Consider the following 22,810-nt stretch of genomic DNA (forward strand, 5'->3'; position numbering starts at 1 on the left):
GCCGGACCAGCGGCGTGGCGCTTCGCGGCGCCGGGTCAGGTGAGCCGGTGCAGGGCCTCGGTGAGGAAGTCGCCGAGCGCCTCCGGCGACTCGATGTTCAGGTCGGCGGCGGTGGAGACCTCGTCGCCGGTCTCCGGGTTGGCCACGGCGACGCAGACGCCGAAGAAGTCCGGATCGGCCGCCTCGCGGGCCCGCAGCGCCGCGAACGCCTTGATGTCCGAGACGTCGTCACCGAAATACCAGGCGCAGCCGGCGTCCCGGACCGCCTCGTCGATCACCATTCCCTTGTCCCGGTCGACCGGCGGCTTCAACTCCAGCACCATCCGGCCGACCTGCACCCGCAGGCCCAGCCGGTCGGCCTGGTCCCGCCCCCAGCGCTCGACCTGCTCGGCCAGGTGCGGGGCGGTGCGGTAGTGCAGGGCGACGGAGAGCCGCTTGTATTCCACCAGCGTGCCCTCGGGCAGCTCGGCCCGGGCCTGGTCGGCGAGTTCGGCCATGGTGGGCACGAACGGCAGCGCCGCCTCCACGGTGACGGTCTCGCCCGAGGCGTGCAGGTGCTCCAGCCCGTAGAGGCCGTAGAGGTCGACGCCGGGAGCACCGGCGAACCGCTCGCGGAGGAACTCCACCGGCCGGGCCGAGACGATCGCCACCCGCTGCACCACCTCGGTGAGCGCGGTGATCGCGGCCAGCGCCTTCGGGGCCGGCTCGACGGTGGTCGGATCGTCCCGGACCGGGGCGAGAGTCCCGTCGAAGTCGAAGAAGAGGACACAACGCCCGGCCCGCTCGGCGGTCGCCCGCCACGCCTGCTCGGCGGTCAGAGGAGGGGTCGGGGGTTCGCCCCCGGTGTTGATCGGCCGCACGGGCGTCAGCGTACCCCGGCGGGTTGCCACCGCAGACGTCGAAGCGAAAACGTCTCACTCGTCGAGGCGGCAACCTCGATCGTCGCGGTGGCAACCCGTCGACGGTACCGGTGTTGATCCGCCGGTGGCTGGCACGGCAACCTGCCGGCGGTGCTGCGGCGATCTCCCCTTGTCGCCGCGGTCGGCTCGGGCGTCTCCCGCCCGGGGTCGACCCTCGGTGCGGTCGGGCGTCGTGTCGCCGCCCGGCCGACCCTCAGTCGTCGCCGCCGAGCATCGCCCGGCGGCCGTGCATTCGGGGCCCGATCGGCACCACAGCCGAGTCCTGGTTGCGGCTCAGCAGGTAGCCCTCGACGAACCCGGTGTTGTGGTCCCCGGTGTTGCGGTCGAGCTCGTTCAGTCGGGCGATCAGGAACTCGGTGAGTGCGGTGATCCGGGCGTTGAGCCGCTCGTGGAGATCGGCGATGACGGCCAGCACGATGGCGGTACCGGTGGCGGTGATGGCGAGCACGTTCACGAGGAACGGCACCGGGTCGCCGCCGTGCACCGTCCCGACCACCACGTTCGCGGTCACGCACAAGGTCAGGGAGACCGCCGCGACAACGACAGCCATCCACTTCAGGGTCATGGCTGACCCTCCTTCTGTCCCGCAGGGCTGAATTCGGCCTTGTCCCGTCCCCCCGCCGACGACGAGCCCAAGCAGTACGAAGAGGGACGTTAGCGCGACTGATTGATTCCTGGAGCTGATTGGTTGGGACTCATGCGCGAAGTTGCGCCATCTGAGTAACTACCCGGCTTGCTTTCGCCCTTTTCGGACTTCCAGCGGCAGAGGCGGGCGATACGCCAGATAGCGGATGGTCTCTCGAATGTGGAACTTCTCCGCGTCCGAGACGTTAGGGTCGACCAGCCGGCGCAGCAGCGCCTCGACGTCCGGGTCCATCGGCGGGGCGCTCGGCGCGGGGCGGGACGGGGTGGCCCGGTCCCAGCCGAGCACTCCGAACGCGACACTCGGATCCAGCCCCAGGCCCTCGCAGAACGCGACCACCCGGGCGGCCTCGGGGTCGCTGGCCCACTCGCCGCGTACCCAACGGTTGATGGTCTGGCGGGACACACCGGTGCGCCGGGAGACCTCGGTGCCGGTCCAGGCGCGGGTGGTGCGGGCGTCGTCGAGTGCCTTGCGTACGAAGGCAGCGAACGCGATCTTCCGTCCGTGGGCGCGGTCCGGCACCCGGTGACGGTACGGCCAGCCGCCCGCCTCCGGGGGGACCGCGGCAAGCCTGTACTGCGTGCGTGACAACGGCTCACTTTTCCGGCGCGCGGTGCTCTTGCTTGTGTCGAGGGGTATCACGTGGCAACAATAGGTGTACGTAGGTGTGGGGGTAATCAGACGAAAAGCTGATACTGTCACGCGTACGATACGCCCTACCGTTTGTCTCGTGCATGAGACGTTTCGTGCTCGCGAGGGTGACACCCTCGTGACTGGAGGAGTCCGGTGACCGAACTAGCAACCCGGGCCCAGGCATTCGGTCTGATCGCCGACGGCGTCGCCGCCGGTCTCAGTGCGCCATGGCGGCTCTACCTGGCACGCGGCTGCCGCTACCTCTCGCTCAACGTCGGTGACCGTGCCGAGTGGAACTCCTGGCGTACCCACCTCGGCTGCCCCGAGCTGAGCGTCCGGGTGTACGACGCCGGTGGCGAGATCCGCCGCGCCTCGGTCGCCGAGGTCGTGCTGGACGGCTGCCGGATCAGTGTCGAACTGGTCGAGGAGGTGAGCACGGAGGATCTCGACCGGCTGCTCATCACCGATCCCACCTCCCTCGACCCGACCTCCTCCGACCCGGAGGAGAAGTGACCCGGCCGACGACCGTCCGGTCGGGTGTGGAACTGAAGGACAGCGACGAGCGGAGCGAGGAGATCGGGTGAGCGAGAGTTACCAGCGAACCGGCCGGCTCAGGCCCCGGACTTCCGGCGTCGGCGGGCGACCTGGCGTCGGCGAGCGGTGCGAGGAGACACGGTGAGTCCGTTCTTCGTGGTCTTCCTCCTGCTCCTGCTCGTCTCGGCCAGCTACGCGGCCGGGCGGCTGCACGGCCAGCTCAGCTACCGGCTCGGTTACCGGTTCGGTTACCGGCAGGGATATTTCGACGGGGACCGGGGGGCCTGGAACCGTCGACGCAGGGAGGCGCAGGCGGCCATCGCCTCGGTGTTGGCGGTGCCATCACCCACCACACCGCACATCGCCCACACCGTCGTAGGTCAGGGAACGACGTATACGGGCGCCTCTTTCGCGGGGACCGCGACCAACGGCGGACGGCACTCCACCGACGCCCTCGCCGTCAGGAACGCCTGACCGGCGGCGCGGTGGGGTGAGCGGTCACCCGCGAGCGCGGTGCGCAGGTCCGTGAGGATCCGCACCGTCGGGATCACGTCAGACCGGTGACGGTGATCCCACCGGCCGGGATGCGCGCAGGGGGCATGCATCCCGGCCGGTCCGCCGCCCGGTGCCGTGCGATGTCGCACAGCCGCCCGCCCTAGCCCAAGCTGGCATCTCCCGGTTAGCGTCTACGCATGGCACGGGGTCGTCCCGAGCCAGCCGGCCGGCCCGGACTCTGCGACTGCACGTGCCACGGGGCCCGCATCCGACCCCGTGTCTCCGGGCACCGGACGAGGCGGAACGCGGGTGGACGGGTGCACACCCGCCGGAGCAGGCCTGTGACGAATCGCCGTACCACCCCTCGGGCCGACGAGCAGAACCCGGCCGCCACCAAGACCCCGGCCCGGGCCAGGAGCGGACGCCGTACCCGGACGACCGAACCGGCGACCAGTGCGGAGCCCGCACCAGGACCCCGGGCGTACGTCCTGGACACCTCGGTACTGCTCTCCGATCCCGGCGCCTTCCACCGGTTCGCCGAACACGAGGTGGTGGTGCCACTCGTGGTCATCTCGGAGTTGGAGGGGAAGCGCCACCACCCGGAACTGGGCTGGTTCGCCCGGCAGTCGCTGCGGATGCTCGACGAGCTGCGGGTGAAGCACGGCCGGCTGGACCAGCCGGTACCGGCGAACGACTCGGGCGGCACGCTGCGGGTGGAGCTGAACCACGCCGACGACGGCGTACTGCCGCCGGGGTTCCGTACCGAGTCCAACGACACCCGGATCCTGTCGGTCGCGCTCAACCTGGCCGCCGAGGGGCAACCGGTCACGCTGGTCAGCAAGGACATGCCGCTGCGGGTCAAGGCGGCGTCGGTGGGACTGACCGCCGACGAGTACCGGCACGGCCAGGCCAGCGATCCGACCTGGACCGGCATGGCCGAGCTGGAGTTGGCCGAGGAGCAGGTCAACCAGCTCTACGAGGGCGCGGCGCTGGACGTGGACGCCGCCGCCGGGCTGCCCACGCACACCGGCCTGGTGCTGCACTCGCCGCGCGGCTCGGCGCTGGGCCGGGTACTGCCGGACAAGACCGTACGCCTGGTCCGGGGTGACCGGGAGGCGTTCGGCCTGCGCGGCCGCTCGGCCGAGCAGCGGGTCGCGCTCGAACTGCTGCTGGACGAGTCGATCGGCATCGTCTCGCTCGGCGGCCGGGCCGGCACCGGCAAGTCCGCGCTGGCGCTCTGCGCCGGCCTGGAGGCGGTGATGGAGCGGCGCCGGCACAAGAAGGTCATCGTCTTCCGCCCGCTCTACGCCGTCGGCGGCCAGGAACTCGGCTACCTGCCCGGCTCGGAGGCGGAGAAGATGTCGCCCTGGGCCCAGGCGGTCTTCGACACCCTCGGCGCGGTGGTGCACGAGAACGTGATGGAAGAGGTGCTGGCCCGGGGGATGCTGGAGGTCCTGCCGCTGACCCACATCCGGGGGCGGAGCCTGCACGACGCCTTCGTCATCGTCGACGAGGCGCAGTCGCTGGAGCGCGGCGTGCTGCTCACCGTGTTGTCCCGGGTGGGTCAGGGCTCCCGGGTGGTGCTCACCCACGACGTCGCGCAGCGGGACAACCTGCGGGTCGGTCGGCACGACGGTGTGACGGCGGTGATCGAGGCGCTGAAGGGGCATCCGATCTTCGCCCACGTCACCCTGAACCGGTCCGAGCGGTCCCCGATCGCCGAGGTGGTCACCGACCTGCTGGAGGACATCCCGTTGTAGCCGGGCGACCGATCGGCGGGCGAGGCAGCGTGGGAGTTTGTCCTAGTTTATGCCGAAAAACGGCGTGACCCAGTTCACAAATTCCGCCTCTCATTTCCCAACCGCCTCACCTTGCGCAATCGTGTCCTTCGAGCGCCCACGTCCCGGGGGCATCGCTGGAGATCAGTTCTCCTCGCGGGGCGGAGGCACCGACGGACAGCGGTCGGTCGGGGTCGCGGCCCACCGGGTCGGGGCGCTCGCGGCGTGACCAGCGGGCCTTTCGCCTCCGGTGCGCCGCGACCCTGATCCCGACGAGAGGACCACTTTGTGAGTCGGCTGTCGAGCCGGTTCGCTGTCCGGGGAGTCGCGGTCGCCCTGCTTGTGGGGGGCGTCGGCGGCGGTTACTACCTCGGCGAAGACCGGGAAGCACAGCAACACAACATCGAGGCCGAGTCGGCGTTCGACGCGCAGCAGGCCGAGTGGGACCTGCTCCGCGAGCGGCACGCGGCGCACATCCGAGCCACCGCCGAGCAGCGGGCCGCCGAGGCGGAGGCCGCCCGCAAGGCGGCCGAGGTCGCCAAGGCGGCGGCGGAGCGGGCCAAGAAGGCGGAGCAGGCCGCGAGCCGTAAGCGCGAACGCGAGAAGCAGGAGAAGAAGGAGGCGGAGGAGGCCACGAAGCCCTACACCGGGCCGATCCCCGCCTCGTGCAACGAATACAGCGGTAACCGCAAGATCGGCTGTGCTCTCCTGCTCGAAGAGGGCTTCAAGCTCGCCGAGATGCCCTGTCTCGACAAGCTCTGGAAGAAGGAGAGCGGCTGGAACCACAAGGCCGAGAACAGGTCGTCCGGCGCGTACGGCATCCCGCAGGCGCTGCCGGGCAGCAAGATGGCCTCGGCCGGCAGCGACTGGAAGACCAGCCCGGCGACCCAGATCGAGTGGGGGTTGGGCTACATCAAGGGCCGCTACGGCACGCCCTGTGACGCCTGGGCACACTCCCAGGACGTCGGCTGGTACTGAGCGCGACGCGACAGGGCGGGGGTCCGGACCGATCGGTCCGCACCCCCGCCCTTCCCGTCCGGTGGCCGAGCGGCCTGAGATCCCGACGACAGCGCGCCGAGGTTCGCACGGGCTCTTCCGACCCCTCGACGTGCTCCGCTGGCGGTCGGCCCGGGAAGCTGATAGCAACTTGAGGGTGACGTTCGACCCGATGTCCCGCGGCAACGACCCGAACCGGTTCGGCACCGAAGCGTTCTACGCGGCGCTCGGCCGGGCCTTCGTCGCGATGTGCGCCGTGGTGCCGGTGCTCTTCGTGATCGAGGCGCTCGACGTCTGGCTGAACGCCGGATTCGACACCACCGCCGGGATCATGCCCCGGAACATCGCCGGGCTCGACGGGATCTTCTTCGGGCCGTTCCTGCACCACGGCTTCGACCACCTCTACAGCAACAGCGTGCCGCTGATCCTGCTCGGTACCTTCGTACTCGCCACCGGGGCGCGGCGGTTCCTCTACTCCACGCTCCTGATCATGTTCGTCAGCGGGATCGGCGTGTGGATCACCGGATCGCCCTCGTCGATCGTGGTCGGGGCCAGCGGCGTGGTCTTCGGCTACCTCGGCCTGCTCTTCATGCGGGGGATCGTCGAGCGGAGCTGGTGGAACTTCGGCGTGGTGCTGCTGGTCGGGCTGCTCTACGGCTGGCAACTGCTCGGGGTGCTGCCCACCGACGAACCGATCTCCTGGCAGGGGCACCTCTTCGGGCTGCTCGGCGGGCTGGTGGCCGCGATCGTCTTCCGGCGGCGCCGGCCCCGCGACGACGACCCGTACCGGTCGGAGTCGACCATGACGCTGCCCTGACGCTGCGTACACCCTCGGGTGGGACGGCTATTGCTTCGATGCCTGTTGTCCGCCTACGGTCGGATCAGCACAGCCGCTGATCAGTCCGTAGTCGGAGAGCGACGGTGAGCACATGCGTGAGGTCGATGTCGCGATAATCGGGGCCGGCCCCACCGGCCTCTTCGCGGCCTACTACGCCGGCTTCCGTGGGCTGTCGGTCGCGGTCATCGACGTGCTACCCGAGCCGGGCGGACAGGTCACCGCGATGTACCCGGAGAAGGTCATCTACGACGTCGCCGGGTTCCCGTCGATCAAGGGCCGCGACCTGGTCGCCAACCTGGTCACCCAGGCCGCGTCCTTCAACCCGGAATACCTGCTCGGGGTACGCGCGGAGAAGCTGTCGTACCTGGACGGCAAGCCGGTGCTCAGCCTCGCCAACGGCGACATCCTGCACTGCGGCGCGATCATCGTCACCGCCGGGCTGGGCAGCTTCACGCCCCGCCCGCTGCCGGCCGCCGAGAACTTCGTCGGCAGCGGCATCGTCTTCTTCGTGCCGCACCTGGCCGATCTCGCCGGCCAGGACGTGCTGATCGTCGGCGGCGGCGACTCCGCCTTCGACTGGGCGCTGGCGCTGCAACCCCTGGCCCGGTCGGTCACCCTGGTGCACCGCCGGGAGAGGTTCCGGGCCCACGCCGCCACCGTCGACCGGGTACGCGAGCTGCCGGTACGCATCGTGGTCAACGCCGAGGTGACGACCCTGCACGGCGAGGGCGCGGTGACCGGGGCGGAGATCGCGGTCAAGGGTGGCCCGACCGAGACGATCCCGGTCGACACCGTAGTCGCCGCGTTGGGCTTCACCGCCGACCTCGGCCCGCTGACCGAGTGGGGCCTCGACCTCGACAAGCGGCACATCCTGGTCGACAGCACCATGGTCACCAACCTGCCCCGGGTCTTCTCCGCCGGTGACATCACCGAATATCCGGGCAAGGTCCGGCTGATCGCCACCGGCTTCGGCGAGGCGGCGACGGCGGTGAACAACGCCGCCGTGGTGATCAATCCGGCCGCGCACCTCTTCCCCGGTCACTCCTCCGACGCGGGCTGACCCGGCTCGTCGGGCCGGCCCGGCTCGTCGGGTAGGCCGGCCAGGTCGGCCATCAGCCGCATCTGGTGGTCGAAGTACGCCGCGTAGTCCTCGACCACCCCCTGGGCGAGCCGGCCGAACACCTCGAAGCTGACCAGGCCGAAGAGCTGGCTCCAGGCGGCCATGCAGCGGACGAGCTGCTCCTCGGTGAGTACCCCGGGACGTTGCTGGAGCAGCCGGGCCAGGTCGGCGCGGACCGGGGGCGGCACCGGGGTGGCGTCGGGTGGGGCGAGCCGGCCGGCGGCGGCCCCGTCGACCATGATCTCGACCAGGGCGTAGACCACCCGCTGGGCCGGGACGACGGTCTCGGCCGGGGCGGCGTAGCCGGGCACCGGGCTGCCGTACAGCAGCGCGTACTCGGCGGGGTGTGCGAGTGACCAGGCCCGTACGGCGTGGCTCACCCCCAGCCAGCGTCCGCGCAGGTCGTGCCGGTCGACCGCCGCGTCACCCGCCTCGGCCGCGTCGCCGAGCGCCTGGTACGCCTCCACGATCAGCACGGTGAGCAGCGCGTCCCGGCTCGGGAAGTACCGGTAGACGGCCGACGAGACCATGCCGAGGTCCCGGGCGACGGCCCGGAGCGAGAGGTTGCCGCCCTCGGTCGCGAGGTGCCGCCGGGCGACCGCCTTGATCTCCTCGGTCATCTCGGCGCGGACCCGGGCCCGGATCGATGGTGCGGACATGCCGCCACCCTGCCACACCCCGGTGGTCTGCCGAGCGCACCGGTGCCGAATATGAGCGCCGGACAAAAACGAGAGCGGTGCTCTTGACGGCGCGGCCGTCGGAGGGCAGGCTGTGGAAGCCAGCAGAGAGCACTGCTCTCGAAGCAGAGAGTTGATCTGAAAGGTGGGGTGGATGGCACTCCAGGTGATCGTCGGCGCCGGCCCGGTCGGCCAGGGCGTGGCCCGGCTGCTCGCCGACCGGGGCGAGCGGGTCCGGCTGGTCAGCCGCCGGGGCGGTGGACCGGAGCACCCCGGCATCGAGCGGGTCGCCGCCGACGCGACCGACCCCCGGCTGGCCGAGCTGGCGCAGGGGGCGGCGGCGATCTACAACTGCGCCAACCCGGCGTACCACCGCTGGGCCACCGACTGGCCGCCGATCGCCGCCGCGCTGCTGGCCGTGGCGGAACGCAGCGGGGCGGTGCTGGCGACCACCGGCAACCTGTACGGCTACGGCCCGGTGGACGGGCCGATCACCGAGAGCGCGCCACTGCGCCCGAACGGCGTGAAGGGCCGGGTCCGGGCGCGGATGTGGCAGGACGCGCTGGCCGCGCACGAGGCGGGGCGGGTCCGGGTGACCGAGGTACGCGGCTCCGACTACCTCGGTGCGGGCGCGCAGACCATCTTCACCCTGCTCGCGATGCCGAAGGTACTGGCCGGGAAGCGGGCCAGCGTACCGGCCGACCTCGACGCCCCGCACAGTTGGACGTACGTCGGCGACGTCGCCCGTACCCTGGTCGCCGCTGCCGCCGACGAGCGGGCCTGGGGGCGACCCTGGCACGTACCCGGTCAGCCGCCGGTCTCGATCCGGGCGCTGGCGGCCCGGCTCGCCGAGCTGGCCGGCGCCCCGGCGCCGCGACTCGCCTCGATGCCGCCCGCGCTGCTCTGGCTCGGCGGGCTCTTCGACCCCACGGCGCGGGAGCTGCGGGAGACGGCGTACCAGTTCCGCCGGCTGTTCGTGCTGGACTCCTCGGCGGCGACCGCGACGTTCGGCATCGAGCCGACCGGGCTGGACACCGCGCTCCGGCAGACCGCCGGACTCGCCCTGGCGGTCTCCCGCTGATCCGCCGACCCGTCCGGGGCGATCCGGCCCGGGGCTACTCCTGCTCGGCCAGGGGGCGGCCGTCGAAGTCGATCGCCGAATAGAGCGCCAGCTTCTCCAGCCGGTGGTACGAGTCGATCACCCGGATCGTGCCGCTCTTGGAGCGCATCACGATCGACTGGGTGTACGCCCCACCGGCCCGGTAGCGGACCCCGCGCAGCAGGTCGCCGGAGGTGATCCCGGTGGCCACGAAGAAGGCGTTGTCCCCGGTCACCAGGTCGTCGGTGTGCAGTACCCGGCTCAGGTCGTGCCCGGCGGCGAGCGCCTTCTCCCGCTCCTCGTCGTCGCGGGGCCAGAGCTTGGCCTGCATCGCCCCGCCCATGCACTTCAGCGCGCAGGCGGCGGTGATGCCCTCCGGGGTGCCGCCGATCCCCATCAGCACGTCGACGCCGGACTCGCCCCGGGCGGCCGCGATGGCCCCGGCGATGTCGCCGTCGGAGATGAACTGGATGCCGGCACCGACCCGGCGGATCTGTTGCACCAGTTCCTTGTGCCGGGGGCGGTCGAGCACGCAGACCGTGACGTCGGAGACCTCGGTCCCCTTGACCTTGGCGATCCGGCGCAGGTTCTCGGCCACCCCGGCGTTGATGTCGACGACGTCCGCGTAGACCGGGCCGACCGCGAGCTTCTCCATGTAGAAGACGGCACTCGGGTCGAACATCGCGCCGCGTTCGGCCACCGCGAGCACGGCCAGGGCGTTCGGCATGCCCTTGCTCATCAGGGTGGTGCCGTCGATCGGGTCGACCGCCACGTCGACCTCCGGCCCGGTGCCGTCGCCGACCTGCTCACCGTTGAAGAGCATCGGGGCGTTGTCCTTCTCGCCCTCGCCGATCACCACCACCCCACGCATCGGGATCGAGTTGATCAGCTTGCGCATGGCGTCGACGGCCGCGCCGTCGCCGCCCTCCTTGTCGCCCCGGCCGACCCATCGGCCGGCGGCCATCGCCGCCGCCTCGGTGACCCGGACGAGGTCGAGGGCAAGGTTGCGGTCGAGGTTCTGTGGCACCCGGGCACGGGTGTTCGTCATGTCGGCTCCTCCTCGCGACACTGCGGGGTGGCCCGGCACAGCGTGGCGCGCGCCGCCGGCCTTGTCAGGAATCCTGACACGCTGGTCAACCTAACGCCGGTCGGGGGGCCGGTGGCCCGGATCGTCGGATCCGCTGGGGCGGTCCGGCCGGGGGAGCACCGCGGCGGGGCTGCCCGGCGGGGCGCTGCCGGCGAGGCTGTCAAGATAGTGGGGTGAACTCCACGCAGCCTGCCGACCGCACCCCGGACGACCAGCTCCCGGCCGAACCCGCCACGGCCGCCGCCACCCGGCCGGAGAACGCCGGGCCGCAGGTTGCCGGGCCAGCGGGCGCCGGTCCGGAGGGCGCCCGGCCAGCGGGCGCCAGGCCGCACGGTGCCGGGCCAGCGGGCGCCGGGCCGAAGGGTGCCGGGCCGGAGGACGAGCAGGTGGTGCCGGCCGCGATCAGGTCGCAGCGGTCGACCAGGGACGTCGTCATCTCGCTGCTGGTCCTGCTGGTGCCGATCGCGCTCCTGATCGGCTTCGGCCGGGTCGTCCTCGGTGCGGAGCAGCCGGTGGTGATCGATCCGGCCCCGGTCTTCCAGGAGGCCCGGAACGCGAACGCCTTCCCGGTCAGCGAGCCGACCGGCCTCTCCGACGACTGGCGTACCGTCACCGCCCAGTTCCGCCGGGAGGCCGCCGGCGCGACCCTGCGGCTCGGCTACCTCAGCCCGGACGGCGGTGGGGTGCAGTTCGTGCAGAGCAGCCTGCCGGCCGACGAGCTGATCCCGGCCGAGCTGACCCGGGACGGTCGGCCGCAGGGCACGGCCGAGGTGGCCGGACGCAGTTGGCAGCGGTACACGGCCCGCCCCGGCGAGTCGGCCCTGGTGCTGCTGGAGCCCGGCCGGACGGTGCTGGTGGTCGGTCGGGTGCCCGAGCGTGACCTGCGCCAGATCGTCGCCGCCATGCGGTAGTCGTCCCCTCCCGGTACGCTGCGTGCCTAAGCGTCACGGGTGGGCGGATGCCCGCCGGGCACTCTCTGGGGAGGATCGACAGTGACATTCCGACGGTGGGGCGTCGCCACGCTCGCGGCGGTGGCCCTGTTCACGCCGGCTCTGACCGCCTGCGGGGGCGAGGGCACCGAGCCGGAGGCGTCCGGTTCAGCGGCACCGGCGATCCCGGCGGACGCCAAGGAGGCGCTGCTCGCGTCGACCAAGGAGATCACCAAGGGTAACTTCAAGTTCAGCATGACGGGCGCGGATCTCGACGGCCAGGGCTTCGTGCACCAGCCGAGCCAGAGCGCCCAGATGACGATGAAGGCCGGCAACGACGAGTTCTCGATGGACATGGAGATCGTCTACATCAAGCCGGACAGCTGGGTGAAGATGACGATCGAGGGTGCCGAGGGCGTACCGGGGCTGGAGAAACTGAACTCCGGCAAGTACCAGCACCTGGATCAGTCCAAGATCACCGGCGCCCGGGGGCTCGGCTTCGACTTCACCGACGTCGACCCGGCCGGCAGCGAGGCGCTGACCAAGGCCGTCGTCGACGTGCAGAAGACCGCCGAGGGCGCGTACAGCGGCACGATCGACCTGACCAAGGCCACCGGCGCCGGCATGGTCGACGAGGACGCGGTCAAGCTGCTCGGCGCCGAGGCGACCAAGCTGCCGTTCGAGGCCAAGCTCGACACGCAGGGCCGGCTCAGCTCGCTGACCATCCAGCTGCCGGCGGTCGGCGGCGGCAAGGCGCAGGAACTGAAGGTCGGCTACTCCGACTACGGCGCGGCGAGCCCGGCCAAGGCGCCGCCGGCGGCCGAGGTCGTAGAGGCGTCGCCGGAGACGTACGAGCTGTTCAACAAGTGAGTACCGGTGCCGGGTGGGGTGGCCGCGGCCGCTCCGCCCGGCACCCGGGTGCGATCCACGCCCGGCGGTCGGCCCTGAGCGGACTGGGCGGTCAGCCCTGGCCGCTCTCCCGGGCCTGCCGGACGGTGTCGATCCGCTGCCGGGCGCCGTCGAGCCAGCCCTGGCAGATCTCGGCCAGCCGCTCACCCCGCTCCCAGAGCGCCAGCGACTCCTCCAGCGAGGTGCCGCCGGCCTCCAGCCGCTCGACCACCGTGGCCAGCTCGGCCCGGGCCTGCTCGTAACTGAGTCCGTCGCCCGGCCCGCTCGCGCGTTCTTCCGTGTCAGTCATGGTGGCTCCCATCTCAGCACACCGCCGCCGGACGCGGCTGCGCGCACACACCCGTACGACGGCTACGGCTCGACGACCGCGCCCAGTTCGCCCTCGGCGAGACGTACCCGCAGTGGGTCACCGGCGGCGACCTCGCCGGGTGCGCGTACGACGTGCCCGTCGGCGCGCTGCACGATGGCGTACCCCCGGTGCAGGGTGGCCGCCGGGGAGAGCGCCCGCAGCCGCGCCACGGTGTGCCGCAGTTCCCCGGTCGCGGTGCCGAGCCGGTGCTCGACGCAGCGGACGGCCCGGTCCCGCAGTGCCGTCACGTCGGCGGCCCGCTGGTCGAGCAGCACCTCCGGGCGGGCCAGTGCCGGGCGGGAGCGCCAGGCGTCGAGGCGGTGCGCCTCCCGGTCGACGAGTCCGATCATGGCCCGGTCGAGCCGGTCCCGGGCCATCCGGATCAGCCGGGTCTCCTCGCCGAGGTCCGGCACGATCCGCTTGGCGGCGTCGGTCGGCGTCGAGGCGCGCAGGTCGGCGACGTAGTCGACCAGCGGCGCGTCCGTCTCGTGGCCGATCGCGCTGACCACCGGGGTACGGCAGCCGAAGACCGCCCGGCAGAGCGCCTCGTCGGAGAAGGGGAGCAGGTCCTCGACGCCGCCACCGCCCCGGGCCAGCACGATCACCTCGATGCTCGGGTCGGCGTCGAGCACCTTGAGCGCGTCGACGATCTGCGGTACGGCGGTCGGGCCCTGCACCGCCACGTTGACCGTACGGAACTGGACCGCCGGCCAGCGGCGCCGGGCGTTCGTCAGTACGTCCCGTTCGGCGGCCGAGGCCCGGCCGGTGATCAGGCCGATCCGGCCGGGCAGGAAGGGCGGCCGGCGCTTGCGGGACCGGTCGAAGAGCCCCTCGGCGGCGAGCAGCTTCTTCAGCTTCTCCAGCCGGGCCAGCAGCTCGCCGAGACCGACCTGCCGGATCTCGTCGGCCCGCAGGCTCAGGGTGCCGCGCGCGGCGTAGAACTCGGGTTTGGCGTGCAGCAGCACCCTGGCACCCTCGGCCAACTCCGGCGCACCGGCGTCGAGTACGTCCCGGTTGGTGGTGACGGTGAGGCTGAGGTCGGCCGACGGGTCGCGCAGGGTGAGGAAGACCGTCGCCGCGCCGGGGCGGCGGCTGAGCTGCGCCACCTGGCCGTCCACCCAGACCCAGCCCAGCTTGCCGATCCAGGCGCTCAGCTTCTGGCTGACCACCCGGACCGGCCACGGCTCGTCGGGGGTACTGCGCGGGGTGCCGGCCTCGGTCATCCGGTCAGCCTACGGCCGCCGCCGCCCGTCCCCGGTGCCGCGCCGGTTCCCGGTGCCGCGCCGGTCTCCGGTGCCGGGCGGTTCCCGATGCCGGGCCGGTCTCCCGGGTGCGGCGGTGCCCCGGCACGGCGGCCAGCGGGCGCGACCACGGGCGGAACGTAGACTGGGCGGGTGACCGAGGCTCAGGCGACACCCCAGACCGGCAAGCGCGTCCTGTTGGCCAAGCCCCGCGGCTACTGCGCCGGCGTCGACCGTGCGGTGCAGACCGTGCAGGAGGCCCTGAAGCTCTACGGGGCGCCGATCTACGTCCGCAAGCAGATCGTGCACAACAAGCACGTCGTCTCCACGCTGGAGCGGCAGGGCGCCATCTTCGTGGAGGAAAACGAGGAGGTGCCGGAGGGCTCGACCGTGATCTTCTCCGCGCACGGCGTGGCGCCGGAGGTCTACGAGCAGGCGAGGACGCGCTCGCTGAAGGCGATCGACGCCACCTGCCCGCTGGTGACGAAGGTGCACCACGAGGCCCGGCGGTTCGCGGCGGACGATTACGACATTCTGCTCATCGGTCACGAGGGGCACGAAGAGGTGATCGGCACCGCAGGCGAGGCGCCCGCGCACATCCAGCTCGTGGACGGCCCGGACGACGCCGACAAGGTGACCGTACGGGACCCGTCGAAGGTGGTCTGGCTCTCCCAGACGACCCTGTCGGTGGACGAGACGATGGAGACCGTCGCCCGGCTCAAGCGCCGGCTGCCGCTGCTCCAGTCGCCGCCCAGCGACGACATCTGCTACGCCACCCAGAACCGCCAGCACGTGGTCAAGGAGATCGCCGCCGACTGTGACGTGGTGATCGTGGTCGGGTCCCGCAACTCGTCGAACTCGGTACGGCTGGTCGAGGTGGCGGTGGACGCCGGTGCCCGGGCCGGCTACCTGGTCGACTACGCCTCCGAGATCTCCGACGAGTGGCTGGTCGGGGCCCACACGGTCGGCCTGACCTCCGGGGCGAGCGTCCCCGACGACCTGGTCATGGAGGTGCTCGACCACCTCGCGGTGCGCGGCTTCGCCGACGTGACCGAGGTGACCACCGCCGACGAGCGGCTCACCTTCTCGCTGCCGCAGGAGCTGAAGCGCGACATGAAGGCCGCGGCGGCCAAGGCGGCGGCCCAGCAGGCGGACCCGTCACTCGCGGCGAGCGCCACGACCGGCTGACCGGACGCACTCGCGACGAGCGCCGCAAACGGCTGAGCGTACGCATTCGCGGCGAGCGCCGCGACCGGCTGACCGCGCACTCGCGGCGAGCGCCCGGACCGGCTGAGCGCCGGCCGCTCGGCGTGGCGCGGTCGGCAGCGCCGTCCGGCCGGCGCCGCACGCACCCTCACCTGTACACCAGATGCGTTATCGGTAGGCGGTAACGCATCTGATGTCCAGGTCGGTTACCTCAGTGACGCTGCGACACGACTCCGGCAGCATCGGATGGGACGGGTGGTACGGCATGGCGTGGAACGGGCGGTCCGGCGTACCCGTCGGATCTGTCATGACGACGCGCTGGATGGTCGGCGCCGTGCTCGCCGCCGGGTTGGCCCTCGCCGGCTGCGCGGACTCCGGCTCGACACCGCCCAACGGATCAGGAGGAAGCCCGGTGACCGTCTCCCCCTCGCCGGAGCCGACCGCTTCCCCCGGCCCGTCCGGCCCCGATCCGTCCGGCCCCGGCCCGACGCACCCCGGACCGACGAGCCCCGGCAACCCGAGCGCTGACCCGGGGACTCCGACCGGACCGCCGCGCGGCGGGGCGGCGCCGAGCGGTACGACCACGCTGAGCGGTACGGTCCGGGCCGGTGTCGAGCCGAACTGTCTGCTGCTCGACAATTACCTGCTGGTCGGCGGGCCCCGGGACGTGATCGCCGCCGGAGCCCGGGTGACGGTCGTCGGCGAGGTACGCGCCGATCTGATGACCACCTGCCAGCAGGGGATCCCGTTCCAGGTGCAGAGCGCGACCCGGAGCTGACCGCCGTCAGTGGCGGAATCAGGGAGCTGACCGAGGTGCCGGCGCTCGCCTTCGGCCCCATCGCCTGGCGGGCCTTCGTGGCCCAGGTCGACCGACGCGGGTAGTACACCGCGCCACAGACAGCCAAAGCGGGTAGTACACCGCCACAGACAGCCAAAGCGGGGCCGGTCTCAGGTGGGGACCGGCCCCGCTTCGGTTCAGCGGATCGTCGTCGGGGTCAGTTCACCGCGTCGACAAGTACCAGGGCGTCGCCGACCACGGCACCGTCCACGGTGACCACCCGCATCTCGCCGGAGAGCTGCCGCCCGGCGGCCGGGGCCGTCAGCGCGGTCACCGAACCGGTGATGGTGGTGCTGTCCTGGTACGCCAGCGATTCGTAGTTCGCCGGAGTCGACAGGTTGCCGAGGGCCGGGGAGAAGAAGACGTCCCGGTAGTCGAGCTGAGTGGTCCCGGCCGGCACCGAGTACCCCTCGATCTCGATCTCGTACGTCCCCGCCGCCGGGTTGGCCAGCGAGACCGACTCCTCCGAGTCACCGTCGGCGTCGTACGCCACCCGCACGCCATCCTTGTAGACGTAGAGGTCGAGGTCGGCACCGGCGTCGCTGGTGTTGCCGATCGCGACGTCGAGCCGGCTCGCCCCGGCCGGTACCGCCACCTCGTAGCTGAGCACCTCGTGGTGTGCGATGGTCGGCCGGGTCTCCCGGGTGCTGCCGAGCGGCCCACCCGACCCGGTGACGACGACCGGACCGAACTCGTTGGTCAGCTCCCAGCTGACCGGGGTCGGCTCACCGGCCGGCACGCTGAGCAGCTCGGTCACGTCCGGGGTGACCTCGACGCCCTGCACCCGGGCCTGGAGCTGGTACGGGTTGCCGAGCAGGGGCGACGTACGCCGCGACTCGACCTCGATCTCCCACACCCCCGGGATCGGGTTGTCGTACGACCGCTCCTCCGGCTTGCACGCGGCGGCGTCGGAGAAGTTGGTGAAGCAGGCCGTGCTGGCGGTCGGGTCCACCGGGATGCCCCACGGGTTGATCGCGATGAACCGGGTCTGCGAGCCGGGGGCGATGCCGGTCAGGTTTACCTGCAACGAACCCGCGCCCTCCGGCACGGTGACGAAGTACGTCTTGAAGAGGTTGCGGTCGACGTTGCCGGCGGCCGAGAAGGAGAAGTTCTTCTTCTTCGGCACCTCGGCGATGGTGACCGCGTTCATGAACTCGAAGTCCACCGCCGGGGTCGCCGGGTCGTCGACCTCGACGATCGCGCTGTGCACCCCGACGCCCGCCTTCGCCTCGACGCTGAACGTCACCGTCTTGCCGAGCGGCAGGTCGAGGTGTGCCGGCAGGTTGCCGAAGACGTTGCCGGCGTTGCCGACCAGCCGCAGGTCGTGCCGGACGGTCCCCTTCGGGCCGCTGTTCCGGGTCACCTTCACCTTGTAGCTCTTCGCCACGTTCGGCTTCTGCCCGCCGGCACCCACGGCGCACCGGTTGTAGATGCCGGTACCCCGGAACGGGGTGGCCAGCATGCCGGCCAGCGGCGTGCAGACCGGGGCGTCGACCGTGTAGCCCCGGGTCTCCAGCGCGGCACCGGCCAGCAGTTGCCAGGCGGCCGGGACGTTGAGCTGCCCGTTGCCCTGGCCGTGCGCCGGTACCCCGTCGATCCAGGACGCCGACGAGTAGATCGCCCGGCGCAGCGCGGCGGTGGTGACCAGCTTGCGGTTCGCCTTGGCGGCCGAGAGCAGCAGCGCGAGGCCGCCGGTCACCTGCGGCGCGGACATCGAGGTGCCGTTGATCATCTGGTACCCCGGCGGCAGCGAGTAGCCCGCCTCGGGCACCGGGTTGCCCGGCAGCCAGAGCGGGGTGGTGGAGATCGCCGACCCCGGCGCGGTGATGTTCGGCTTGAACCCGCCGTCCTCCCGCGGACCGCGCGAGGAGAAGTAGAGCAGCTGGTACGGCGTGCGGGTCTCCGAGCCGTAGTTGGCGAGGTAGGTCTCCTGGCTGATCCCGGCGGCGACGCTGACGATGTTGGTCACCGTGGAGGGGTCGCCGATGGTGTTGATGCCGGGGCCGGAGTTGCCGGCCGAGAAGACGAGCTGCACACCGAGTTCGTTGACGATCCGGTCGTACAGCTCGGCCCGCAGGTCACTGCCGTCGTTCATCGGGCCGAGGCCGCCGATCGAGATGTTGACCACGTCGACGTCCCGGTTGACCACCAGCTCGACCATGCCGTCGGTGAGCGCGGCGAAGGTGCAGCCGCCGCCCCAGGAGCACGCCCGGGCGGAGACCAGCTTGGCGCCGGGCGCCCCACCGTCCAGGTTGGCGTTGCCGAGCATGTCGTTCGCGGCGGTGATGCCGGCGACGTGCGAGCCGTGCGGGTCCTCGACCACGCCGATGTTGACGAAGTCGTACGCGCCCGGCAGGCCGGCCGGGGTGGTGTCCACGTCCTCGCGGAACTCGACCACGAACGGGGTCTGGTCGCGTACCGGGGTCTCCGGCCGGTCGGTGCCGAAGTGGCCCACGTCGTAGCGCTCGGCGTACGGGCGCATCACCGGGTCGTCGGTGAAGTTCCGGTTCCCGTTGGCGTCGACCCGGATGTCGTGGCTCGCCGGGTCGTAGAGGATGCCGAACAGGTCGCTGGTGTCGCCGTCCCGGTTGATGTCGCCGCCCGGCGCGCTGCCCGCGGTGATCGACTCGGCGAACCGGTTGATCCGGTACGTCCCGGCCGGTGCGGTCCAGGTGGCACCCGCGTAGCTGAAGCTCGGGCCGGTCACCTCGTCGCGCATGATCCGCCAGGTGGCGTCACCGTCGAAGATCGGGTCGGTGGCGGTGAACCAGTCGGCGATCTTGCGCTCACCGGTCGAGGTGGTCTGCAACGCCGGGTGGTCGAGGTCGACCCCGGTGTCCATGATGCCGATCGTGACGCCCCGGCCGTCCCAGCTCGGATGCGCGGCCTTGAAGTCCACCGCACCGATCTCGTGGGTCGGCATGTACGGGTTCTTGGCCGGCGTGTCGGCACCCGGTCCGCTCACCGCCGCCTTCGCCCGGGCCTGGGCCTGTGCCCGGGCCGGGGTCGGCTCGGGCTTCGGCAGCTCGACCTTCTCGTCCAGGTCGACTGCGGCGACGCCGGGCAGCGCGGCGGCGGCCGGCACGGCCGAGGTCGGCACGCTGGCGCGGAGGTAACCGACCTCGTCGGCCCGCTTGGCGATGATGCCGCCGAGCTTGCGCAGCCCCGAGACGACGGCGCCGGAGCGTCCCTTGTCGGCGGCGATCAGCAGCGTCACCCGGGCTTCCTTGCGGGACTTCGCCTCGGCGAGCAGTTCCAGGTCGCGCGGACCCAGGATGTCGGTGGGATCGGTCTTCAGGGTTTCCGGGGCGGCGGTCGGATCGGCGCTCGCCGGGTTGGCACCGGTGGCCAGGGTCAGGCCGCTCAGGACCAGGGCCGAGGCGAGTACCCCGGCCGAGGTCCGTCGACGCCACGTGCGGGATCTACTCACGTTCGTGTCCTTCGGGAGAACAGGCCCTGGAAGGCAGGGCACACGTGACCGGAATCCTCGGACGCCGTACGCATGCCTGTCACTATCGCGCTGCGCGTTGTGACCACCCCGTGATCTGTGTGGACCGATCGGCGGACCGGCGGCGCGGATCAGCGTCGATGACCGGCTGAACGCCGGTTCCGATCTGGACGATCAGAGCTGGGGCGACCGGGGGATCTCCAGTTGCCGGGCGGCCGGCGGGTCGACCAGCTCGGGCGCCTGCGGCTGGCGCGGGGCCGTCTCGACCTGCGGCGGCACCGGCAGCTCGTCGCCGGCCACGCCCAGCTCGGCGAGCTTGCGCGCGCTGACCAGCACCCGGGCCTCCAGCGAACCCACCGCCCGGTTGTACGCGGTCACCGCCCCACCCAGCGCCCCGCCCAGCTTGGAGACGTGCTCGCCCAGGGTGCCGAGCCGGCCGTACAGCTCGCGGGCCAGCGCGTGCACCGCCACCGCGTTGCGGGCCAGCGCCTCCTGCCGCCACGAGTACGCGACCGTACGCAGCAGCGCCACCAGGGTCGCCGGGGTGGCCAGCACCACGTTGCGGGCGAACGCGTGCTCCAGCAGCGTCGGGTCGCGTTGCAGCGCCACGTCGAGGAACGGGTCCGCCGGCACGAAGAGCACCACGAACTCCGGGGACTGGTCGAAGGCGGCCCAGTAGGACTTGGCGGCCAGCGCGTCGACGTGTGCCCGCAGGTGCCGGGCGTGCGCGTCCAGGTGCCGGTCCCGGCCCTGCTCGTCCCGGGCCTCCATCGCGGTCAGGTACGCCTCGAACGGCGCCTTCGCGTCCACCACCACCGAACGGCCGCCGTGCAGCCGGACCACCAGGTCGGGGCGGACCGTCTGGTGCTCGGTCGCCGCCGTCACCTGCTCGGCGAAGTCGCAGTGCTCCAGCATGCCGGCGGCCTCCACCACCCGGCGGAGCTGGTGCTCGCCCCAGCGGCCGCGTACCTGCGGTGCGCGCAGCGCGGCGACGAGCTGCTTGGTCTCGGTACGCAGCTCGCCGGAGACCGCGGTCATCGAGCGGACCTGTTCGCGCAGCTCGGCGTACGCGTCGACCCGGTCGTGCTCCAGCTCGGCGACCCGCTGCTCGTAGCGGCGCAGCGTCTCGTGCAGCGGCGCGACCGCCCGGGCGACCGCCTCCTGCGACTGGGCGGTCGCCTCGTAGGAGAGCGCCCGCATCGACTGCTCCAACCGGCCCTCGCCCTCCCGGGTGGCGCGCAGGGTCGCGTCCAGCCGGGCGATCTCGGCGGTCGACCGCGCGGTCGCGGCGAGCCAGCCGATCACCCCGCCCGCGACGAGGCAGACGATCACCACGGCCACGGTCGAGAGGTCCACCTCACAGAGCATGCCAGGCGCCGGGCGCAGCGGCGCGAGTACTCGCCGGTGGTGGTGGGTACCGTGGGGTGATGGGCGAGGTGATCTGGTTCCTCCTGCTGGTGGTGCTGCTCGGTGCTGCGGTTCTCTGGTGGCGTCGCGAACGCGCGGCCCGGCAGGCCCGGGAACTCGCCGACGCGCGGGCCGAGGCCGGTCGCTGGTACGAGCGGCTGGGCGGGCAGTTGATGAACCTGCACGGCGACGAGCCGGCGGTCCGGCAGGCGCTGGCCGACGCGGGGGAGCGCTACAACGCCGCCGGCAGCCAGCTCGAACAGGCGCGCAGCGCCCGGCAGTACGAGCTGGCCCGGGAGACCGCCCTGGAGGGCTTGGCGTACGTCCGGGCGGCCCGGGTGGCGCTCGGCATCGACCCGGGGCCGGAACTGCCGCCGCTGGCCGCCGCCCGTGGGGTCGGTGCGGTCACCGTGCCCAGGGAGGTGCAGGTGCAGGGCGAGACGTTCCGGGCCGGGCCGAATCCGGGCTCGGCGACGCCCTACTACTACCCGGGCGGACGGATGCAGGGCCGGCCCGTGCCGGCCGGCTGGTATTCGACGCCGTGGTGGAAGACCGGCCTGGCGGCCGGCGCCGGGGTGCTCGGCGGCATGCTTATCGCCGACGCGCTCTTCTCGCCCGCCTTCGCCGACCCCGGGTACGGCTACGACGCCGGCTACCAGGAGGGTTTCGCCGACGGCACGGACTATGGCGACGCGGGGGACGCCGGTGCCGCCGGGGACGCCGGTGCCGCCGGGGACTACGGCGGTGGCGACTTCGGTGGCGGTGACTTCGGCGGTGGCGGGTTCGGTGGCGGTGACTTCGGGGGCGGCGACTTCGGCGGTGGGGGAGATTTCTAGCCGTACGCTCTGATTGTCCCGGCGTCTCGGCCGGCCTTCGGGTTAGCCGTCCGGCGGATGGTAGGGCTGACCGGATGGTTCTTCCCAGGGGCAGCCGGCAGAGTCGTCAACTGTGAGCGTTGAGGTGGAGACCGTAGGGAGGCGCCGGCCGGTGATCGCCGGACGCTGGGTGACCAGCCTGGCCGCGGCGGGCCTCGGGGTCGTGGCGGTGACAGTGACCGCACAGTCGATCGACCGGTTTCACTGGTGGGCCGGCTTCGTCCTGGTACCCGGAGCCCTGGTCGCGGCGTCCGGCGGACCGCTGCTGGCCCGTGGCGGCGGGCGCGCGTTCGTCGGCTACCTGCTGGCCTGCGTCGGCGGGCTGGTCTTCGCGGTCGGCGCGATGCTGATGCTCGGGGTGATGGGGCGCGGCTGGCCGTTCATGATCACCCTGCCGGGGCTGGCCGTCGCCGGCACCTATTACTGGCGGTCGCCCGACCCGCTGCCCCGGGCCTTCCACCGCACGGTGGCGCTGCTGGCGCTGAACACCGCCGCGCTCGGGGTGACCTTCCTGCTGCTGGTCAACGACGCGCTGGACTTCGGCCCGACCGGCTGGTGGGGCGCGTTCATGATGGTCGGCGGCGTGATCATCCTGGCCAACGGGCTGGAGCTGCTCCGGCACCGGATCATGTACCGGGCCCAGGCCGTCACCCTGGCCGTCGGACCGGCGGTGATCGCCTTCCTGCTCGGGCTGCGCTTCCTGCGCGACTGGCCGTTCTGACCCCCGGGGCGTCCCCGGGGTCAGCCGTGCGTGCCGTCAACCCGTGCGTGCCGTCAACCCGTGCGTG

The 22,810-nt window shown here is 72.0% G+C and carries 22 protein-coding genes; 13 read left to right on the forward strand and 9 right to left on the reverse strand.

Annotated features, from left to right (window positions below):
• Positions 1 to 35: 35 nt before the first annotated feature.
• From otsB to C6W10_RS09945, 3 genes are all read right to left on the reverse strand, one after another.
• Positions 36 to 860, reverse strand: a complete 825-nt coding sequence (otsB, locus tag C6W10_RS09935) for a trehalose-phosphatase (RefSeq protein WP_107257819.1) — start codon at positions 858 to 860, stop codon at positions 36 to 38.
• 253 nt (positions 861 to 1,113) lie between these two features.
• Positions 1,114 to 1,485 carry a hypothetical protein gene (locus C6W10_RS09940; protein WP_107257820.1) on the reverse strand — a complete coding sequence of 124 codons (372 nt, stop codon included), beginning with the start codon at positions 1,483 to 1,485 and terminating at the stop codon, positions 1,114 to 1,116.
• Between the two features lie 159 nt (positions 1,486 to 1,644).
• A complete protein-coding gene (locus C6W10_RS09945; protein ID WP_107257821.1) occupies positions 1,645 to 2,085 on the reverse strand; it encodes a helix-turn-helix transcriptional regulator in 441 nt (146 codons plus the stop codon).
• 264 nt (positions 2,086 to 2,349) lie between these two features.
• Between C6W10_RS09945 and C6W10_RS09950 the strand changes: the two genes are divergently transcribed.
• From C6W10_RS09950 to C6W10_RS09975, 6 genes are all read left to right on the forward strand, one after another.
• Entirely contained in the window at positions 2,350 to 2,709 is a 360-nt protein-coding gene (locus C6W10_RS09950; RefSeq protein ID WP_107257822.1) for a hypothetical protein, read from the forward strand.
• A 162-nt stretch (positions 2,710 to 2,871) separates the two neighbouring features.
• Positions 2,872 to 3,204 (forward strand): hypothetical protein, encoded by a 333-nt coding sequence (locus C6W10_RS09955; RefSeq protein WP_107257823.1) that lies wholly within the window; start codon positions 2,872 to 2,874, stop codon positions 3,202 to 3,204.
• Between the two features lie 362 nt (positions 3,205 to 3,566).
• A complete protein-coding gene (locus C6W10_RS09960) occupies positions 3,567 to 4,985 on the forward strand; it encodes a PhoH family protein (RefSeq protein ID WP_107257824.1) in 1,419 nt (472 codons plus the stop codon).
• Positions 4,986 to 5,291: 306 nt separating this feature from the next.
• A complete protein-coding gene (locus C6W10_RS09965) occupies positions 5,292 to 5,981 on the forward strand; it encodes a lytic transglycosylase domain-containing protein (RefSeq protein WP_107257825.1) in 690 nt (229 codons plus the stop codon).
• A gap of 190 nt (positions 5,982 to 6,171) precedes the next feature.
• Complete coding sequence (locus C6W10_RS09970; RefSeq protein WP_107263809.1) at positions 6,172 to 6,816, forward strand: rhomboid family intramembrane serine protease; 645 nt, start codon at positions 6,172 to 6,174, stop codon at positions 6,814 to 6,816.
• Positions 6,817 to 6,928: 112 nt separating this feature from the next.
• Positions 6,929 to 7,897 carry an NAD(P)/FAD-dependent oxidoreductase gene (locus C6W10_RS09975; RefSeq protein WP_107257826.1) on the forward strand — a complete coding sequence of 323 codons (969 nt, stop codon included), beginning with the start codon at positions 6,929 to 6,931 and terminating at the stop codon, positions 7,895 to 7,897.
• Here the strand turns inward: C6W10_RS09975 and C6W10_RS09980 are convergent.
• Complete coding sequence (locus tag C6W10_RS09980; protein ID WP_107263810.1) at positions 7,876 to 8,616, reverse strand: TetR/AcrR family transcriptional regulator; 741 nt, start codon at positions 8,614 to 8,616, stop codon at positions 7,876 to 7,878. The genes C6W10_RS09975 and C6W10_RS09980 overlap by 22 nt on opposite strands.
• A 172-nt stretch (positions 8,617 to 8,788) precedes the next feature.
• Here C6W10_RS09980 and C6W10_RS09985 point away from each other — a divergent pair, with 172 nt between their 5' ends.
• The gene (locus C6W10_RS09985) at positions 8,789 to 9,715 is read left to right on the forward strand and encodes an NAD-dependent epimerase/dehydratase family protein (protein ID WP_107257827.1); all 927 of its coding nucleotides are present in this window, start codon (positions 8,789 to 8,791) and stop codon (positions 9,713 to 9,715) included.
• Between the two features lie 34 nt (positions 9,716 to 9,749).
• Here the strand turns inward: C6W10_RS09985 and glpX are convergent, their stop codons facing one another.
• A complete protein-coding gene (gene glpX / locus C6W10_RS09990; protein ID WP_107257828.1) occupies positions 9,750 to 10,781 on the reverse strand; it encodes a class II fructose-bisphosphatase in 1,032 nt (343 codons plus the stop codon).
• Positions 10,782 to 10,993: 212 nt separating this feature from the next.
• Between glpX and C6W10_RS09995 the strand changes: the two genes are divergently transcribed.
• Positions 10,994 to 11,731: a DUF4245 domain-containing protein gene (locus C6W10_RS09995; RefSeq protein ID WP_107257829.1), complete on the forward strand. Its 738-nt coding sequence runs from the start codon at positions 10,994 to 10,996 to the stop codon at positions 11,729 to 11,731.
• 81 nt (positions 11,732 to 11,812) lie between these two features.
• The gene (locus tag C6W10_RS10000) at positions 11,813 to 12,619 is read left to right on the forward strand and encodes a hypothetical protein (protein WP_107257830.1); all 807 of its coding nucleotides are present in this window, start codon (positions 11,813 to 11,815) and stop codon (positions 12,617 to 12,619) included.
• 91 nt (positions 12,620 to 12,710) lie between these two features.
• Here C6W10_RS10000 and C6W10_RS10005 read toward each other — a convergent pair whose 3' ends face one another.
• Both C6W10_RS10005 and xseA read right to left on the reverse strand, forming a co-directional pair.
• Positions 12,711 to 12,947 (reverse strand): exodeoxyribonuclease VII small subunit, encoded by a 237-nt coding sequence (locus C6W10_RS10005; protein ID WP_107257831.1) that lies wholly within the window; start codon positions 12,945 to 12,947, stop codon positions 12,711 to 12,713.
• A gap of 62 nt (positions 12,948 to 13,009) precedes the next feature.
• Complete coding sequence (gene xseA, locus C6W10_RS10010) at positions 13,010 to 14,230, reverse strand: exodeoxyribonuclease VII large subunit (protein ID WP_107257832.1); 1,221 nt, start codon at positions 14,228 to 14,230, stop codon at positions 13,010 to 13,012.
• A 171-nt stretch (positions 14,231 to 14,401) separates the two neighbouring features.
• On the opposite strand from xseA, the gene C6W10_RS10015 reads away from it, so the two are divergent.
• Together C6W10_RS10015 and C6W10_RS10020 are read left to right on the forward strand one after the other, a co-directional pair.
• The gene (locus C6W10_RS10015; protein ID WP_107257833.1) at positions 14,402 to 15,436 is read left to right on the forward strand and encodes a 4-hydroxy-3-methylbut-2-enyl diphosphate reductase; all 1,035 of its coding nucleotides are present in this window, start codon (positions 14,402 to 14,404) and stop codon (positions 15,434 to 15,436) included.
• A gap of 325 nt (positions 15,437 to 15,761) precedes the next feature.
• Positions 15,762 to 16,232 (forward strand): hypothetical protein, encoded by a 471-nt coding sequence (locus C6W10_RS10020; RefSeq protein ID WP_234361995.1) that lies wholly within the window; start codon positions 15,762 to 15,764, stop codon positions 16,230 to 16,232.
• A 217-nt stretch (positions 16,233 to 16,449) separates the two neighbouring features.
• Here the strand turns inward: C6W10_RS10020 and C6W10_RS10025 are convergent, their stop codons facing one another.
• Together C6W10_RS10025 and rmuC are read right to left on the reverse strand one after the other, a co-directional pair.
• Positions 16,450 to 19,722 carry a S8 family serine peptidase gene (locus C6W10_RS10025; RefSeq protein ID WP_107257834.1) on the reverse strand — a complete coding sequence of 1,091 codons (3,273 nt, stop codon included), beginning with the start codon at positions 19,720 to 19,722 and terminating at the stop codon, positions 16,450 to 16,452.
• Positions 19,723 to 19,914: 192 nt separating this feature from the next.
• Entirely contained in the window at positions 19,915 to 21,096 is a 1,182-nt protein-coding gene (gene rmuC, locus C6W10_RS10030; RefSeq protein WP_369930999.1) for a DNA recombination protein RmuC, read from the reverse strand.
• Between the two features lie 71 nt (positions 21,097 to 21,167).
• Between rmuC and C6W10_RS37925 the strand changes: the two genes are divergently transcribed.
• Positions 21,168 to 21,983 (forward strand): hypothetical protein, encoded by an 816-nt coding sequence (locus tag C6W10_RS37925; protein WP_107257836.1) that lies wholly within the window; start codon positions 21,168 to 21,170, stop codon positions 21,981 to 21,983.
• A gap of 112 nt (positions 21,984 to 22,095) precedes the next feature.
• Positions 22,096 to 22,743 (forward strand): hypothetical protein, encoded by a 648-nt coding sequence (locus tag C6W10_RS10040; protein ID WP_107257837.1) that lies wholly within the window; start codon positions 22,096 to 22,098, stop codon positions 22,741 to 22,743.
• Positions 22,744 to 22,810 lie beyond the last annotated feature (67 nt).

The sequence above is a fragment of the Plantactinospora sp. BB1 genome, from assembly GCF_003030385.1.
Classification (GTDB): Bacteria; Actinomycetota; Actinomycetes; order Mycobacteriales; family Micromonosporaceae; genus Plantactinospora.

Bases quoted from the DNA above. Each gene is read 5' to 3' on its own strand.
- C6W10_RS09940 (WP_107257820.1), bottom strand. From the start codon at position 1,485: ATGACCCTGAAGTGGATGGCTGTCGTTGTCGCGGCGGTCTCCCTGACC.
- C6W10_RS09970 (WP_107263809.1), top strand. From the start codon at position 6,172: ATGTCCCGCGGCAACGACCCGAACCGGTTCGGCACCGAAGCGTTCTAC.
- C6W10_RS09975 (WP_107257826.1), top strand. From the start codon at position 6,929: ATGCGTGAGGTCGATGTCGCGATAATCGGGGCCGGCCCCACCGGCCTC.
- C6W10_RS09980 (WP_107263810.1), bottom strand. From the start codon at position 8,616: ATGTCCGCACCATCGATCCGGGCCCGGGTCCGCGCCGAGATGACCGAG.
- C6W10_RS09985 (WP_107257827.1), top strand. From the start codon at position 8,789: ATGGCACTCCAGGTGATCGTCGGCGCCGGCCCGGTCGGCCAGGGCGTG.
- glpX (WP_107257828.1), bottom strand. From the start codon at position 10,781: ATGACGAACACCCGTGCCCGGGTGCCACAGAACCTCGACCGCAACCTT.
- C6W10_RS10005 (WP_107257831.1), bottom strand. From the start codon at position 12,947: ATGACTGACACGGAAGAACGCGCGAGCGGGCCGGGCGACGGACTCAGT.
- xseA (WP_107257832.1), bottom strand. From the start codon at position 14,230: ATGACCGAGGCCGGCACCCCGCGCAGTACCCCCGACGAGCCGTGGCCG.
- C6W10_RS10020 (WP_234361995.1), top strand. From the start codon at position 15,762: ATGACGACGCGCTGGATGGTCGGCGCCGTGCTCGCCGCCGGGTTGGCC.
- C6W10_RS37925 (WP_107257836.1), top strand. From the start codon at position 21,168: ATGGGCGAGGTGATCTGGTTCCTCCTGCTGGTGGTGCTGCTCGGTGCT.